Raw genomic sequence first — 15,269 nt, 5'->3', positions numbered from 1 at the left:
ACCTTGTTGTCGACGGCGGTGAAGGCCGTGTCACCGCCAGCCCGCGAGGACTCCGGCCACCAGGGTCGCGGCGTATGCGGTGTCGAGGTTGATCGCGTTCGCGCTGCTGAGCAGGATGTACCCGCCGATCCCCTGCCCGTTGCCGATCAGCAACTCCGCGCTGACGGCGACGATGAGCCCGATCGATGCGGCGATCCGGATCCCGGTGAACGGAAGTGGGCTCGGGATCTTGATCCGGCGCAGGATCGCGATCCCCGAAAGACCGCAGGTCCGGGCCGTCTGTACGGCAGTGGCGGCGGTGGCACGGACTCCGTACAGAGTGTTCAGCAGGATCGGCCACATACAGGCCAGCGCCACGGTGATCGAGAGCAGCAGCATTCCCGAACCCAACAGCAACACCAGGACCGGCCCCAGCGCGACCGACGGCAGCACCCGGAACACCTCGACCGGGCGTTCGAAGGCGAGGAACACTTTCGTGAAGGCGCCCATCAGCCCGCCGAGCACCATACCGGCCACGCTGGCGATCAGCTGGCCGAGCATCCACTCGCGAAGGGTGAAACCGACCTCCTGCCAGAAGGCGTGATCGCCGAACAGCACACCGGTCTCCGCCAGCACCCGGCTCAGAACGGGCAACCCGGGCGTGGAGATCAGGCCGGTCCGGATGACCCACTTCGGTCAGCTCGGCCGCCCCGAGCACACCTACGATTCCGTAGGCGATCTGCTGCTTGCGGCCGAGCGGCTCACTGAGGAGATTCATCTCAGTTCTCGAGCGTGACGAGGTGCGGGGTGACGTCGAAACCATCGGGGATCCGCCCTTGGGCGGCGAGCATCTGGGCGACGAACCGCATCTTCGCTGGCTCCATACTCGACGCGAAAATCGGCGGTGACATCTTCTGGGCCACCGCAGCGGGGACCTTCGCGACACCGGGTAGCCAGCTGCGGAAATCGGCCTCGTGGGTGGAGATATCGGCGTCGGCGGCGAAGATCGCGCGGGCGAATGCAGCGGTGGTGTCCTGGTCCGCGTTCACGAAATCGGCACCCGCGACGAAGATCGACGTGGGCAGTGCGTTGTTGGTGTCCGTCGTGAGGTCCGCGATCTCCCGCATCCCGGCGCCGCGCACGGCCGAAGAGAACGGTTCAGGGGCGTATCCGACGTCGATCGAGCCGGCCTGTACCCCGGTCAGCATCTTAGGGAAAGGTACCTCGACGTACCGCGGTTCGATATCGACACCCTGGTCGGCCGCGAGGTTGGCGATGGTGACATCACCGATGTTGTTGGTGGTGTTCACACCGACGGTCTTACCGTCGATATCGGCCAGCGGCAGAACGCCCACCGAGGCCTTGGCCTGCTCGAGTGTGCCATCGGTGGCCGCGGCGGTGTCCTCGCCCGAACCGCTGCAAGAGCTCAGAACCAAGGCAGAGCCGGCCAGCAGGGCCGCGGCCGCGAGGCGGATTGTCGTCATTGACGTCTCCTGTCGGGACGATGGTGGCGACCGGGCTGGAGTCCACCGCGGTGGCCGAACATCTTGTCTGCAAGAGATTTTTACTTCCTTACCGCTAAGAGGTCAACGGACCAGCGGGCTTGACTTCGACGATTAACCGGGGTTCAACCCCATCCGAATCCCTCGGCGCGGCTGCGAAGATGCAGGTTACAACCCCGATTCAAGCGTGACGGCCCTCACCGTATATGCCGGAAAGACTTCGCGGGAATCCCCTCGAAAACGCCAACAGTCCCAGAGCGTGGGATTCGGGGCAAGTGCGGGGCAGGCGTTCAGGCAGTGCGGTCGACCGTCGCGTCCTCCCCCACCGGCAGCGCGGCTACCCTCAACGATCCCTCCAGCACCGTGAGCAATCCCGCCAGCCGAGCCTTCTGGTCGGAGTCCAGGCCCACTAGCATCCGCGCAAGTTCGGCGAAGTGCACATCGGCGACCCGGTCCACCAGATCGCGCCCCGCATCGGACAGGGTCACATAGACCACCCGGGCATCCTCTGAGTCGCGTTCCCGCAGCACCAGCCCGGCTTCCTCCAGCCGGTTCACTCGCAGAGTCAGGCCGCCCGTCGTGACGAGCGTCTGTTTCGCCAACTCACCCGCCGTACGCCGGAACTCCGGCTCCGCGCGACGCAGGCACGCGAGGACGTCGAACCCCGCCTCATTGGTGCCAAACTGCTCGAAGACACCGTTGATCCGGGAGCGATAGAGCAGGAAGCTGCGATGCAGGCGTCCGAAGATCTCCAGCGCGGAAACATCGAGTTCGGGCCGCGACTGGGCCCATTGCCGGATGATCTCGCCGACACCGTCCAAGTCCTCCGTCACTACTTGCGCCCCAACCCGTCTCTCATCGACCCGACCGACTTACCTTTGCTTAACTTTGCGCAAAAGTACTATACGATCATTTCTATCATCCCACTGGCGCGGCACTCCGGCGATAGTCTCGCCGGGGCAGCTCGATCGCGGAGTCGACGCGAACGCCGACAGCGATGACCAGCAGCAGTCCGCGCACCGGCTACCGCCGCGCGGACCAGCATGACAAGAGTGGCGGTGTCCGGATGCACGAGGTTCTGAGTACAGGGGCCTGATGGCAGGAACCGGAATCGACTGCGTCCCGGTCACAATCGACCAATCGGCTGGCTCGATTCCGCGGCCGGCCCACACGGCAATGGCCGTCGTGCTGGATGGGACCGTCGCCGGAAGCGTTTCGGAACCCCTCGCGGCCGATTCTAGACTGCTTCACGCCGCCGAACGGCGCAGCCTCGGTCGACACCGCTAAAGCGATAGTCCGTGGTGTAGCAATAGGCGACCACGTCGTAAACGGTGGCGTTGGCGCGGCGGATCGCTTCGGCACAGCACCGACACCGCCCCCACCGATCCCACGTTGATCATCGATCCGACCTCGGTGCCCGGTGCAGCTCCGTCACCCACGGCGAGTTCACGGACTCGGTCGGTAGAAGCGGCCCCGAAGCGCCCGTCGACAGCGTCCTGCACATGGATCCGGGTGCTCACCACACAGACCTCGCGGCATTACGGAATTCGGAGCGGACCGCGCCCTTCCATAGCCGCGTCCTGATCAGCATCGTCGCAGACGACGCACGGTGCGGTGCCGCCGATTCGAGCGATAATCGTTCGACAGTGGCTGCCGAACGCTCGGCCAGCAATTTGCCTACCGTGGTGGAACCGGTGAAGGTCAGTTCCGTACCCACCGGGGGGTGTGCCCATCAATGAAAACAGGAAAAGTGGAAGTAATCGCCGCCGATAACACAATGCCGCAATATGCACTCAATGACGCCAGTTTCTTCAGCATTGTTCCGGGTTCCGGCAGTTCGATACCAAGTACCGGAAGTACTACGAACATCACAAGATGGATGGCGACGCCGAGTTTGCCACGCTGGCGTTCAATTCGGGACGTCGGACCGTGGACCGGATCGCTGCGGGCGACTTGGTCGCTATTATCTGGGCGGCAATCGATACGGCAGTTTCGGCCGGTCCCGTATTACCGATCGCCAGTCCGATCGGGCTGTGCAGTGCAGTCAACTGACTGTTGGTAATTCCGGCGTCTTTCAGGGCACGACGTCGGTTCGTATCGGCGGTTGCACTGCCCATTGCGCCGACAAAAGCGGGAGGCTCCGCCCATCGCGCCGCGTCGAGGCATTCCACCAAAGCCGGTATGTCGATCTTGGGATCGTGAGTGAGAATCACAAAAACCGACCGATCGTCGAAGCCACCGGCGTCCCTTTGACGAGCAATCCACTGCGAAGGCCACTCACAGACGACCTCGTCTACACCTGGAAATCGAGCAGGAGTGGCAAACGTTTGACGCGCATCGCACACCGTCACCCGATATCCCATGCGCATTCCCAACAAGGCCGTTTCGAGAGCGAAATCAGTTGATCCAATTATTATGAGTCGGGCACGAGCGTCGAAACGGCGGAGAACAAGGTTCGACTCAACGAACCCGGAGGGACGGTCGTCGTCAACGAGTACATGCCGTACGTTGCCAGCGGACAGTATCGTTGCCATCACCACTGTGCGGTCGTTCATCACCGACTGACGAACCTGATCCCATATCGGCATGATACTGGAATCGAACCGCTCGACCAATACAGACAAAGTACCCCCACAAGTCAGACCAGGGGCGAGTAGATCTCCAGCGGAACCGTAGTGTTCGACCCGATACTCCGCCCCCGAAAGAATATCCAGGCACGACTCGTATAAGGCACCCTCCACGCATCCACCGGAAATGCTACCTACCGCTGAACCATCCGCAAGAACGGCCATCATGGCACCGGGTTTGCGAGGAGAAGAGCCATGCGTTGAGACAACGGTAGCTACAGCAACTGCGCGACCTGCAGCCAATTCGCTATGGATTAGCTCGACAAAATACCTCACGACTCTTTCCTTCCTCGGCGCTACAGCGGCGCACTCTTCTATACCCCCTCCACTGTTCGTTGCATCCGAGAGAGGTGCTATTATTCAGAACCGACCGTAGGTCATAGAGAAGACGTTCAGGATATAGAAAGTACGCACCAGCCGACAGATAGGACAGTGCCATCAGAATGAGCTGCTTGTCGTGAGTACTCAGCAGTTGACCGAGCGGCGTCTTCTGCACTTTTCCCGACTCCTTGACCTGCTTGAATTCTGGGTTCTCCTCGACTTTCAGCCGAATGTACAGTCCGATGCGGACAAGAACGCCACTGAGCAGGAATAGGATTCGCCAGCCCCAACTTCCAAAGCTTTCGGCCCGGAGCAGAGCCACCGAGAGGAAAGCCAAGTTCGCGATGATCAAACTCCACCATGCACCGCTGTTGACGACACCACCATATAGACCACATCTGTTTAATTTTGCGCGCTCTACGCTCATAAGCACTGCGCCGCTGTATTCACCTCCCAGCAAGAGCCCTTGGACAAATTTCAAGATGATGAGAAGTATCGCCGCGGCTATTGCTATTATTTCGTAGGCCGGAAGAACACCGATCAGAAGCGTTGCAACTCCCAGAATCGATAAGGTGACCAAAAGCATCAACTTCCGGCCAACTGCATCTCCGAAATGCCCGAAGACAGCGTCACCGACCGTGCGTGCAACAAATACGCCAGCAAGAGTAGACAACGACAGGAGCGTACCGGTAAGCGGATCGAACTCTGGAAAGAACAGCTTATTGAAAACCAACGCAACAGCTGTACCGTAAATAGAGAACTCATACCATTCTACGGTCGTTCCGGACAGCGAAGACAAGAGCGCTCGACTGGCTGGTGCGTCGGCATGGGTATCCTTCATCGGAAATTCCAATTTTGGGAGAAGATCAGTCCGTCGGCAGCCCGGCATTCGTGCGCCCGACAGCTCTTTAATCGTGAGTTCGTCCCGAGCTGGACAGTCTCGTCACAATCCATGCGACGAGCGCCACAACCGACAGCGCAACAGCCGGTTTCACCGCCCGCTTGGCAAGTACCGGCAGAACCGCTCCGCCTATGTCCAGTGGCTCCGGATCGGCCGCTACCGCGCTGAGCCGCTGCGATGACGAAGCCGCAGACGAACCGGCAGAACGGTTGGCGTTCTGCAGAATGTCACCGGATTCCTGATGAGCAGTTTTGAGTAGATGCGCCAGGTTGTCGGCAAATTGCTTGATCAGCCGATCTGCGACCTCCCCCATGATTCCGCGGCCGAATTGAGCCGGACGACCGGTCAGGTTCAAATCGGTGATCAACTCGATCTCGGTGTGACCGCGGTTTTCGGTCAACTGCGCGACGATCGTCGCGGCGACGGCGCCACTGCCCCTCGTCTCGTCGGCGGCCAAAGCCAAGGTTATGCGCTGATGAGAGTCGTCATACTCCGCGGTGCCCTTACCGCTGTAGCCCAGTTGCACCGAGCCCACTTTGATTTTGATCCTACCTGCAAAGGTGTCGCCTTCGTTGGACTCCAATACCGTCCCGGGCATGCAGGGTACGATCGTGGAGATATCCTGAAAAAGTTTCCATGTTTCATCAAGAGAGGTCGGGACATCGAAACTGTTTTCTAGCTTCATGGCATTTCTCCAGCTGTAGGTCGACGATTTTCTGCTTCACGTATCAAGTCGCGTATCCGTGTAGGCGTAATCGGGCCACGACGAATAACCACGCCGTGCGACTCGAGAGCATCCTCCACTGCGTTTGCGATCGCGGCTTGGGGAGAGATCGCGCCGCCTTCTCCGAGTCCCTTGACGCCTAAATCATTCTTGGTACTTGGAGTGACGATCTCGGCGATCTCGAGGTCAGGGATCTCCGAAGATGTGGGAAAGAGATAGTCCATGTACGTGGTCGTACGCGGTTGGCCGTCCGGACCGTAAACCATCTCCTCGTACAGTGCGCCTGCGATCCCCTGCGCGATGCCTCCGGCAATCTGCCCATGCGCAATCAGCGGATTCACGATTCGTCCGGCATCGTGAACTACTACGTATCGTTCCAGCTCGACCTGGCCGGTGCGCATATCTACATCGGCAACGACTGCGCTGCAACCACTGGAGAAGGTGAAGCCAGGAGGACGGAAATAGGCGGTCTCGCTGAGCTCGAATCCATTCGCAACCAACTCGTGGAGGCAGACTTCAGCACTTTCACCAGTTGCGTGTCGCACCACACCTGATTCGAAATATAATTCGTCGGGGGATCGGGAAAGCATTGTTGCTGCAGCCTCGAGGATGCGCTGTCGTAGTTTCCCTCCAGCTATGTTCGTCGCATTTCCCGCGGTTACGAGAGCGCGAGAGGCAATGGTACCGACACCATGCGGGATAGTATCGGTATCACCTCCGATGACGTCGATTGAATCCATTGGAACACCAATTGCGTCTGCAGCGATCTGGGCAAAAACAGTTCGGTGCCCCTGCCCTTGAGAGGGCGTTCCCAAGGCGAGCCGGATGCGCCCGTCGGCACGGACCGACACGCGCGCCGTCTCGAACGGCCCTAGTCCGGTGGCCTCGACGTACAGAGCAAAACCCACGCCGACGCGGTGGTCTCCCCTTGAGCGCTCGAGTTCGTCCTGGCGCACTCGTAGCGCCGGCAAGTCGATCATGTCGACAGCGGTTCGTAACAGAGCGGGAAAGTCGCCCGAATCATACTCCTGGGGCAAACCTGCCCGGTCGCGAAGCCCCGTCTGATAGGGCATCTCTTCAGGGCCGATCAGATTGATCGCCCGAAATTCTGCAGGATCCATCTGTAGCTTCCGAGCCATTCTGTCCATCGCGCGTTCCATAGCGAAGACCGCCTCGGGGCGTCCGGCACCTCGATAAGGAGACGTCGGCGCCGTATTGGTCAGCGCCGCACGTACGTGTACATCGACATTGGGTATCTTGTACGGTCCGAGCAGGTGTACCACCGAGTTGTACGGAACGACGAGGCCTGTCATGGTGGTGGCGCCGAAATTGACGACAAAATCGTCGCGCAGTCCGAGTAGTCGGCCATCCGCATCGGCAGCGAGGCAAATACGATGAATTTGTTCACGCGCGTGGGACGCTGCCACGAGGTTTTCGATGCGGTCCTCCCTCCACAGCACAGGTACGCCCAGCGACTGTGCCGCATGAGGAATCAAAACCTCTTCGACATAAATGATCCCCTTCTGACCGAAGCCACCTCCGACGTCCACGGCGATCACGTGTACTTCGTCAGGTAGTAATCCCAGCGAGTCCGCGATATGGTCACGCAGCCGATGTGGCGTCTGGGTGTTCGACCAGACAGTCATCCGTCCATCGTGGGCACCAGGTGCAGCTTGCACCGCGCGAGTCTCCATCGGCGACGGGACATAACGGTGAGAGAAGAACTCCTCCTCGATCACCACCGCGGCTTCGGCGAAAGCTAAATCCGGGTCGCCCACCTGCGTCTGGATCTCGAGCGCCAGGTTGTCACCCCAGCTTTCTTCGATCAGTGGCGCTCCTGGACGGAGGGCCTCTTGCGGATCCACGACGACAGGCAGGGGCTCGTAATCGACTTCGATCAGTTCCAACGCGTCTTCCGCGATGTATCGGTTGTCAGCGATGACGAGTGCTATCGGTTGCCCGACGAAATTGACGGTCTCCTCGGCAAGTACCGGGTATGGCAATTTGCGAACCAATGGATTCAACGATTCCACGAGTCCTTGCGGAACCCGCAATTCGGCTTCGTTGACCACAGGTTTGAGCTCGGAGGTCTCGGCTGCGGTGAAAACCGCGTGCACACCCGCAAGCGCGCGGGCAGCATCGGCATCGATTCGATTGATGCGGGCATGCGCGTGAGGACTGCGCAAGAAAGCAGCTTCCAATGCTCCAGGAACTCGGATGTCGTCTACGAAACGACCTTTCCCGCGCAACAGCCGATCGTCCTCGACTCGTGGTATCGCTCGGCCGAACCGAACGCCTGTCATCTCTTCGGTCGTTGTCACGCGGACTCCACTGGGCCGAATTGTTCGTTCAGGGACTGCTCGACGGCAGCACGGATGTTCGAGTAGCCAGTACAACGGCACAGATGGCCGCTGAGTTCGTCGGCAACCGTATCCTCGTCCGGCCGGTGCGAACTCTCCACCATAGCCGTGCAGGTCATCACGAAACCTGGGGTGCAGAATCCGCACTGCATTCCATGCTGTTCATGAAAAGCTCGCTGCACAGAACTCAGTGGGCCCCCATCCTCGGCAAGGGACTCCACCGTGCGCACCGAGCAACCATTCGCCTGTACCGCAAGAACGATGCACGAACGGACCGCCACGTCATCGACCAACACAGTACAGGCGCCACAGACACCGTGCTCGCAGCCGAGATGAGTACCGGTCAGGCCCAGCCGACTCCTCAAGAAGTCCGCAAGTAACAGCCGTGACTCGACCTGGGCATTGACCGGCTGACCGTTGACGGTCAGGTTGATTTCGTGCCAAATGGAGGGTTCGGACAGCGGAGGTTGTCCCACTTGCCGACCCGTACCGGTGTTCACGTGCAGCTCTCCCATGCTTGTTTCAAGGCTCGACGAAGAAGGGCCTCCGCCCCATCGCGACGCCACTCGGCGCCTATGTGCACGTCGCCGGGTGGGTCTAATTCGCTGCGGATGGTCTCGCCGGCGATTTCGATCGCGGCCGAGTCGAGGGTCCGACCGATCAGAACCTGCTCGACCTCGAACGCACGGACCGGAGCGTTACCTACCCCGCACAGAACGACCCGGACCATCGCCACTTCGTCGTCGGTTCGACGAATCACGACAGCTACGCCGACGCCGGCGTAGTCTCCGTGTCGCTGTGCCAGTTCGAGAAACGACCAGCCGGTGCCAGGTTCGGCAGCAGGAAAAACAACTTCGGTGAGTAACTCCTCGGGTTCGATATCGACGGAAAAAGTACTGATGAAGAAGTCGCTCGCCGATACCGTACGAATGCCGGAGAGACCTACAACTTTGAAATCGGCATCCAGCGCAACCGCGACCGTCGGCAGTTCTGCTGCAGGGTCATGATGTACCAGACTTCCGCAGACGGTTCCGCGATTACGGATTTGCGGGTGCCCGATCTGTTTGATCGCGGCCGACAACAAAGGCCATCCGTTACGGACAGCAGAATCGGACGCAGCCGTCGACTGGCGGACAGCGGCACCGATGTGCAAGGAGCCGTCGCCACCTACAAACAGGCGGTCCAGCTCATCGATCCGGGTGATATCGACCAACAACTCGGGTCGTGCGAGGCGCATATTCAGCATCGGGATCAATGATTGCCCGCCTGCCAGCACCTTCACCTCACGCTCGGTATCGGACAGCAGCCGCAATGCCTCCGAGGTCGAGGCCGGAGCGGCATAGTCGAAGGGGCTTGGTTTCATGCACCCGCTCCTGTCGTAGACAACTCAGCTATCTTAGCACCAAACTATTGATGTGATCCACACCATTCCATTCATGGAACTGGCTGTCAACCCACTTTCCAAGTTCCACCAAAACGCCTGAACTACGCCCCTGAACACCAGTTCAGACGGACAACGCGAGGCACGGACGAGGACAGCGGAACTCCGGCACAGTCGTGCCGTAGTTGTCAAGCATGGACGGAGTAGATGTGATCGTGTCTCACTGAGCCATGCTCGTCCGGAGCTCGGCGTCTCGGCGTCTCGGCGTCTCGGCGTCTCGGCGTCTCGGCGTCTCGGCGTCTCGGCGTTGAGAGTATTCGGACGCCTGCATCGCAGCTTCTTGGTGTACAACCTCATTGTCCGGACGTTCGCGAAGTACCACATCACCGACTCCGGCTTCGATGTTCTGCCTGCTTGTGCAGGGCGGTGCCCAAGCATCGCCTGACCAGCGAACTCGGGGAACAGGCCTTGGTGACCACCGGCGGTCTGAGCCTGCGGGTCAAAAGACTCGAGAAAGCCGGGCTGGTGAGATGCTCCCGGGATGCGGTGGAGCCCGGGTTGTCTACGTTCAGCTCACGCCCGAGGGCAGCGCGATCGTCGATGCAGTCGCCGACGACCGCTTCAGCACACTTTCCATGATGCTCGGCGATCTGAGCGGGAATGACATCGAGACTCTCGCGGCACTCCTCGCACGCCTCGAGCATTCGGCACGCGCCGCAGACGGCCCCGAAAGGGTACGCGCATCCCACCCGGCAGCGACATTCTGACGCCGGCGATCTTCCCAGTGAGATGATCCGGCGTTCGGCTCCCCCGACCGAGCCTCTTACACGCCAGGTACGGAACCGACGGTACTGCCGAAGTCGACCTGTATTCATCGCTGTAGGTCGAGGAGGACAGCTGCCACAGCACATTCGACCTCGCCGAGGATAACAGCCGTGCCGTACAGCCGATTTGGCTGCAGAACGGTGTCGGTGGTCGACCCGACGGGCGATTGTTGGGTTGGGGTCTGACGGCACAGGCGGTGCAGAATGATCCGTGGCTCCGTTACTTGCTTGCGACGCCGGCGTCGACCAAAATGCGGTCTATGGCCTGCTTGGCTGTTCGCATCCCGTGCGCCATAGCGCCCACAGCGGCTGAAACGTCGACGGTGTCCAATCCCGCTATTTCCTCGGCGTCGTCGAAGGCACCAGCATCCTCGATCATGGGAAAGCGCAACGTAGTGTCGTTTGCTCTCTCGAGGAGCCCCTCGGTCCACACTCCGTAGGACACGACCCGCCCACCCGCCAGGCCCGATCACCCAATGCCGGGTACTTCGCGTGCGCCGTCGCTTGCTTGGCGTGCGCAGCGTTCTCGATGTGGGGGATGATCACACCGTCGGCGCGGAAGTCGAGCGCTTGGGAAATCGGAGCGCGTTCCGGCGCGAGCACCTTCGCCAAGACCTGCAGACCCATTGCCTTAACGAACGGGATGCATCGGTCAAGAGTCGCCAAGTCGAACGGGCTGTGCTTCGACCAGCGATTGTCAATACCTGTGGAGTGATTTTGTCATAGGCTGCCTGTCTCGCCGGTCTCGATGAATCGGACGGTGACCTCGTCCTGCCAGCCGGTGGTCAGCCGGGCGATCGACGCCGCGGACAGGCCAGCGCTGGCGCCGAGGAACTGCTCCAGGGCGGGGGTGAAATCGCCGGTGGAAAGCCCGTACAGGTACAGCAGTGGCAGCACCTCGACGATCTGCGGGCACCACGACAGCAAGATCGCCGAGGAAAACCGCTGCCGGACACCGGTTTCCGGATCCACCCACTTGTCGTTCACCCGTGGTGCCCGGACCTCGACCGCATCGGAGTTGGTGACCACGGTGCGCTCGTCGTGGTAGCCGTTGCGTACCACCAGCCGACGACCGTTCTCATCGACCGCACCGCGAAGCGAGCGATGTAGTCGGCGACCTCGGCCTGCAACGCCGCGGCCAGCATCCGGCGAAGCACCCTCGCGCACGATCTCGTCGATCGGCGACCGATCCCCGCCGGACACGCGGTCACTGTTGGACCCGGCACCACCGCCGATTACCTTGAGTATGGGACGTACCCTTCCCCCGGCATTGGCGCGCCGAGACGATCGAAACCTGTTCATTCTCAGATCATCCGGGAGGGTACATCCCGCCCCGTCATCCACAGGTCTCGAGCATTCCTCATGCTCACGGTCGGCGAGCCACCTATACAGCCGCCGGTTCGGGCGCCTCCAGCATTCTACATCTTAGGCCTTGACTGTTTATCGCTAAGGTGACCAGACTGTCGGGAATCAGGATTGCGAGCGCGATCGCCGTCAGCGGCTCAGGAGTCAGGTGAAGCGACGCCCTCCGCCACCGAACGAGGCAAGCCGTCCCCGTCCACCGCTTTGGTGTCTTCTCGGGACGACCCGTCCTATCCCGAACCCACTGACTCAATGAGAGAGGAAGCGTGACGTGTCGAACGAACTGTGGAGGCTGTCAGCCACCGACATGGCATCGGGGATCAAGACGGGCGATTTCTCGGCCCAAGAGGTGATGGCCTCGTGCCTGGAACGGGTCGAGGCTACCAATGGATCGGTCAACGCCTTCATCGAGGTTGCGAAAGACGCGATCGTCCAGGCGAAGGAAGCGGACGCGGCACGGGCGCGCGGTGACGAACTGGGTCCCCTCCACGGAGTCCCGATGTCGTCGAAGATCAACTCCCGTCACGCCGGCTACCTCACGACCCATGGAGTCGGAGCGTATGCCGAACAGCCTCTCGGCGAGGTCAGCGACCCACAGGTGGAGTCGCTGTTGGCCGCCGGCGCCCTCGCGATCGGGCGCACCAACTCCCCCCCGTGGTCGACGCGCTGGTCGACGGAGAGCGACTACCACGGGATTACCCGCAACCCGTGGGATCTGGAGGTCACCCCAGGCGGGTCGAGCGGTGGCGCTGCGGCAGCCGTCGCCGTGGGTATGTGCCCCGTCGCGCAAGGCACCGACATCGGCGGCTCCATCCGTTATCCGGCCGCGAACTGCGGCGTCGTCGGATTGCGCCCCACACCGGGTCGCGTCCCTGGTTGGCACGGGTTCCCAGGACCCCAGAATCTCGCCACTCAGCAGTTCAATGCATACGGTGCGCTGACGCGCACGATCGCTGACCAGCGGCTCGCCCTACACGCCATGGAGCGTCCCGACCCCCGAGACGTACTTCACGTCGCTGCACCACACCCCAACGAGCAGCCGCGACGGATCGCGGTCGTGACCAGTGTGGGCAACGACGGGATCGCCGCCGACTCGACCGACGAGGTCAAAGCGGGAATGGCAAAGACCATCGAGCTGCTTCGAGCCGCGAACTACGAGGTCGACGAAATCGAGCTCCCCATCCTGGGGGAGGCAGCCACTCTATGGTGGTTGCTCGGCCTCACCGAGTTCAAGCAGATCGGTGTCCTTGATGAGGTGGACCGCGTTGGCGAGCCGGGGATCAAGGACTTCTTTCGCTACATGTTCGAGGTCTACGACGACCAGTTCGGCGAGGTTTCGTTCCGCACCTACCTCGAAGGCCAGGCGCGGCGAGGTGATGTTCGACGGGAAGTCTCGGAGTTCATGGCCGAGTATCCGATCGTCATTCTGCCGAACTCGGGCGAGGCTCCGTTCCGCATCGGGAACGATGCTACGAGCGGCGAACGGGTTCGAGAGCTCATGTCGCACCAGTGGCCGAGTATGGCCGTGCCGGTGCTCGCACTGCCTGCCCTCGGCATCAGCGTCAGCGTGGGCGACGGGGCCCCAGTTGGCGTCCAGATCATGGGTCGGGCGTTCGCGGAAGAGACGACCATGCTCGTCGGCGAGGTCATCGAACGCAGCTCCGGCATCGTGACGCCTATCGATCCCCGGTCGCGATCCTGAGCTGCAGCGCCCAGCCGCAAAGATCGATGCGCTTCGCCTAGTGCCATCGTGGTCTCGTGCAGAGAGCGTCGCACTACCATGAACCATTTCCTCGTGGCACCGTCCACTACCGGCTCCCACCGTGGACGAGTGATTCCCTGAGGTGGTCTTCCCACATCCCCCACCACTCGAAGCGCAAGACGGCCGCGCGCTAGATCTTGCCCACAGAGGGGACCGGGACGAAGCGCCCCTCGCTGCCGACGACGAGGTAATCGATGGGGGGGTTCGCCAGTCGGAACCTTATCGCGAATCGAATATTGCCGACCGCCGGGCGGCGACAGCGCTTTGTCGACGACCTCCAGATCGCAGTTCGCTCGAGTGAAGCTGCCTTCCTGCCCGCTTGATCCTCACACCAGGAGCACCCAACTGAACAGTTCCGCACCCCGGCTCAGCGCGTTACTGTCCGAACTCCGCTCGTATCCGCTCGGCGACCTCGAGAGGCACCTCGAGCCGGGACAGGAGGTGGCTGAGCTGCGTATGTTCACTCCGCGTGAGACCAGCCAGGAACTGGTTCTGCTCCGCGAAATGCCGCTGCAGGACCTTGTCGACGAGTTGCCTGCCCGCCTCGGTCGGCTCGATGTAGACGACCCTGCGGTCGTTGGGATCGCGCGTACGCTGCACAAGGCCGGAATGCTCCAGGCGGTCGATGCGCTGGGTGAGACCGCCAGTAGTGATCAGCCCGATCTCGGCGAGCTGCCCGGCCGCACGACGGTAGTGGGGACCGCTACGCCGTAGCGAAGCCAGCACGTCGAAGGAAGCCGTGGTGAGGGAGAATTCCTCGAGTACCCGACTCGCCAGGCCCTGGTAGCGGAGATCGCACCGGTGCAGCCGACCCAGCACACTGAGGCTGCTCACATCGAGATCGGGACGTTCTCGAGCCCACTGACCCCTGATGAAGTCGACCAGATCCGATGAGCGTTCTCCCGTGCCATCCAATCCCCATTGAAGTCCCGAAGCTCCGTGCGCCAACTCGGGCGGGCGTTCGCGAAGCACGTTGCCACACTACGCGCAAAGATAATTCTCAACGCCGGACGCCTCGAACGAAGGATGGAGAGCGAAAACGCCTTAGCTCGTGACTTCTTATATGTAAGGCGTCCACACTTGCAAGCATCTTCGCTGAGCGTGATGGGGGTGACGGGACCCCGTTGATTGATCTGGCCCCTGCTCGTCGGTCCGCGCTTACGAGAGTTGAGGACTTGGTTGGATGTCGAGCCACAGGGTCTCATACTCGGTGGGGCTGAGGTGGCCGAGGTAGGAGTGACCCCGCTCGTTGTTGTAGAAGGTGTCGATCCAGTCGGCCATCGCGATGGTCAGCTCGAGGGTTGTCGACCATTTTCTGGTGTTGAGGAGTTCGGTTTGCATCCGTTCCCAGAACGACTCCATCGCTGCGTTGTCGAAGCAATCACCGACAGTTCCGAACGAGGGCAGAAGCCGGTGCCGGCGGAGATCACCGAACGACCATGAGGTGTATTGGCCGGATTCAACTGATCGTTGCAACACCTCGATCGTGGAGGTGTGGAGGTGGGAATTGGTCCGCAGCAGAAGTG

15 protein-coding genes and 3 pseudogenes are annotated in these 15,269 nt (G+C 61.3%); 3 read left to right on the top strand and 15 right to left on the bottom strand.

The annotated features are described in order from the left end of the window. Nucleotides 1-30 precede the first annotated feature (30 nt). From ACWEH3_RS32260 to ACWEH3_RS32250, 3 genes are all read right to left on the bottom strand, one after another. Nucleotides 31-633, bottom strand: a complete 603-nt coding sequence (locus ACWEH3_RS32260) for an ABC transporter permease (protein WP_450024468.1) — start codon at nt 631-633, stop codon at nt 31-33. A gap of 125 nt (nt 634-758) precedes the next feature. Then, on the bottom strand, nt 759-1,463 hold the full coding sequence (locus ACWEH3_RS32255; protein ID WP_450024470.1) for an ABC transporter substrate-binding protein: 705 nt from the start codon (nt 1,461-1,463) through the stop codon (nt 759-761). Nucleotides 1,464-1,771: 308 nt separating this feature from the next. Further along, entirely contained in the window at nt 1,772-2,314 is a 543-nt protein-coding gene (locus ACWEH3_RS32250) for a MarR family winged helix-turn-helix transcriptional regulator (RefSeq protein WP_450024472.1), read from the bottom strand. Between the two features lie 262 nt (nt 2,315-2,576). On the opposite strand from ACWEH3_RS32250, the gene ACWEH3_RS32245 reads away from it, so the two are divergent. After that, the gene (locus ACWEH3_RS32245; RefSeq protein WP_450024474.1) at nt 2,577-2,768 is read left to right on the top strand and encodes an XdhC family protein; all 192 of its coding nucleotides are present in this window, start codon (nt 2,577-2,579) and stop codon (nt 2,766-2,768) included. On the opposite strand, the gene ACWEH3_RS32240 is transcribed toward ACWEH3_RS32245, so the two are convergent. The 8 genes and pseudogenes from ACWEH3_RS32240 to ACWEH3_RS32205 all read right to left on the bottom strand — a co-directional run bounded on the left by ACWEH3_RS32240 (nt 2,765) and on the right by ACWEH3_RS32205 (nt 9,777). Further along, nucleotides 2,765-2,983, bottom strand: coding sequence for a hypothetical protein (locus ACWEH3_RS32240; protein ID WP_452358461.1), 219 nt, complete (start codon nt 2,981-2,983; stop codon nt 2,765-2,767). The genes ACWEH3_RS32245 and ACWEH3_RS32240 overlap by 4 nt on opposite strands. A 366-nt stretch (nt 2,984-3,349) precedes the next feature. After that, nucleotides 3,350-4,096 (bottom strand): XdhC family protein, encoded by a 747-nt coding sequence (locus tag ACWEH3_RS32235; RefSeq protein ID WP_450024494.1) that lies wholly within the window; start codon nt 4,094-4,096, stop codon nt 3,350-3,352. Between the two features lie 66 nt (nt 4,097-4,162). Next, nucleotides 4,163-4,384 (bottom strand): annotated as a pseudogene (locus ACWEH3_RS32230) (XdhC family protein); the annotation flags it as partial. Next, a complete protein-coding gene (locus tag ACWEH3_RS32225; RefSeq protein WP_450024478.1) occupies nt 4,356-5,270 on the bottom strand; it encodes an MFS transporter in 915 nt (304 codons plus the stop codon). The pseudogene ACWEH3_RS32230 and the gene ACWEH3_RS32225, both read right to left, overlap by 29 nt. Before the next feature lie 67 nt (nt 5,271-5,337). Next, nucleotides 5,338-6,015: an SRPBCC family protein gene (locus ACWEH3_RS32220; protein WP_450024480.1), complete on the bottom strand. Its 678-nt coding sequence runs from the start codon at nt 6,013-6,015 to the stop codon at nt 5,338-5,340. After that, nucleotides 6,012-8,375, bottom strand: a complete 2,364-nt coding sequence (locus tag ACWEH3_RS32215) for a xanthine dehydrogenase family protein molybdopterin-binding subunit (protein WP_450024482.1) — start codon at nt 8,373-8,375, stop codon at nt 6,012-6,014. Before ACWEH3_RS32215 ends, ACWEH3_RS32220 begins: the two co-directional genes overlap by 4 nt. Then, nucleotides 8,372-8,848, bottom strand: a complete 477-nt coding sequence (locus tag ACWEH3_RS32210) for a (2Fe-2S)-binding protein (RefSeq protein WP_450024496.1) — start codon at nt 8,846-8,848, stop codon at nt 8,372-8,374. The genes ACWEH3_RS32215 and ACWEH3_RS32210 overlap by 4 nt, the downstream gene beginning before the upstream one ends. 62 nt (nt 8,849-8,910) lie before the next feature. Next, on the bottom strand, nt 8,911-9,777 hold the full coding sequence (locus tag ACWEH3_RS32205; protein ID WP_450024484.1) for an FAD binding domain-containing protein: 867 nt from the start codon (nt 9,775-9,777) through the stop codon (nt 8,911-8,913). A gap of 212 nt (nt 9,778-9,989) precedes the next feature. Here ACWEH3_RS32205 and ACWEH3_RS32200 point away from each other — a divergent pair. Continuing rightward, nucleotides 9,990-10,562, top strand: a pseudogene (locus tag ACWEH3_RS32200) (MarR family winged helix-turn-helix transcriptional regulator). Between the two features lie 277 nt (nt 10,563-10,839). Here the strand turns inward: ACWEH3_RS32200 and ACWEH3_RS32195 are convergent. Both ACWEH3_RS32195 and ACWEH3_RS32190 read right to left on the bottom strand, forming a co-directional pair. Then, nucleotides 10,840-10,998 (bottom strand): hypothetical protein, encoded by a 159-nt coding sequence (locus tag ACWEH3_RS32195; protein ID WP_450024486.1) that lies wholly within the window; start codon nt 10,996-10,998, stop codon nt 10,840-10,842. 386 nt (nt 10,999-11,384) lie between these two features. Further along, a pseudogene (locus ACWEH3_RS32190) lies at nt 11,385-11,867 on the bottom strand (transposase); the annotation flags it as partial. Nucleotides 11,868-12,252: 385 nt separating this feature from the next. Between ACWEH3_RS32190 and ACWEH3_RS32185 the strand changes: the two are divergent. Continuing rightward, complete coding sequence (locus ACWEH3_RS32185; RefSeq protein WP_450024488.1) at nt 12,253-13,683, top strand: amidase; 1,431 nt, start codon at nt 12,253-12,255, stop codon at nt 13,681-13,683. A 435-nt stretch (nt 13,684-14,118) separates the two neighbouring features. Here ACWEH3_RS32185 and ACWEH3_RS32180 read toward each other — a convergent pair whose 3' ends face one another. After that, entirely contained in the window at nt 14,119-14,577 is a 459-nt protein-coding gene (locus ACWEH3_RS32180; RefSeq protein ID WP_450024490.1) for a MarR family winged helix-turn-helix transcriptional regulator, read from the bottom strand. A gap of 324 nt (nt 14,578-14,901) precedes the next feature. Beyond that, on the bottom strand, nt 14,902-15,269 hold a 368-nt coding region (locus tag ACWEH3_RS32175), incomplete at its 5' end, for an integrase core domain-containing protein (RefSeq protein ID WP_450024492.1).

This window comes from Nocardia sp. NPDC004718 (assembly GCF_053601535.1).
The sequence above is the reverse complement of the archived record's forward strand: the minus strand, read 5'-3'. Positions and strand labels throughout refer to the sequence as shown.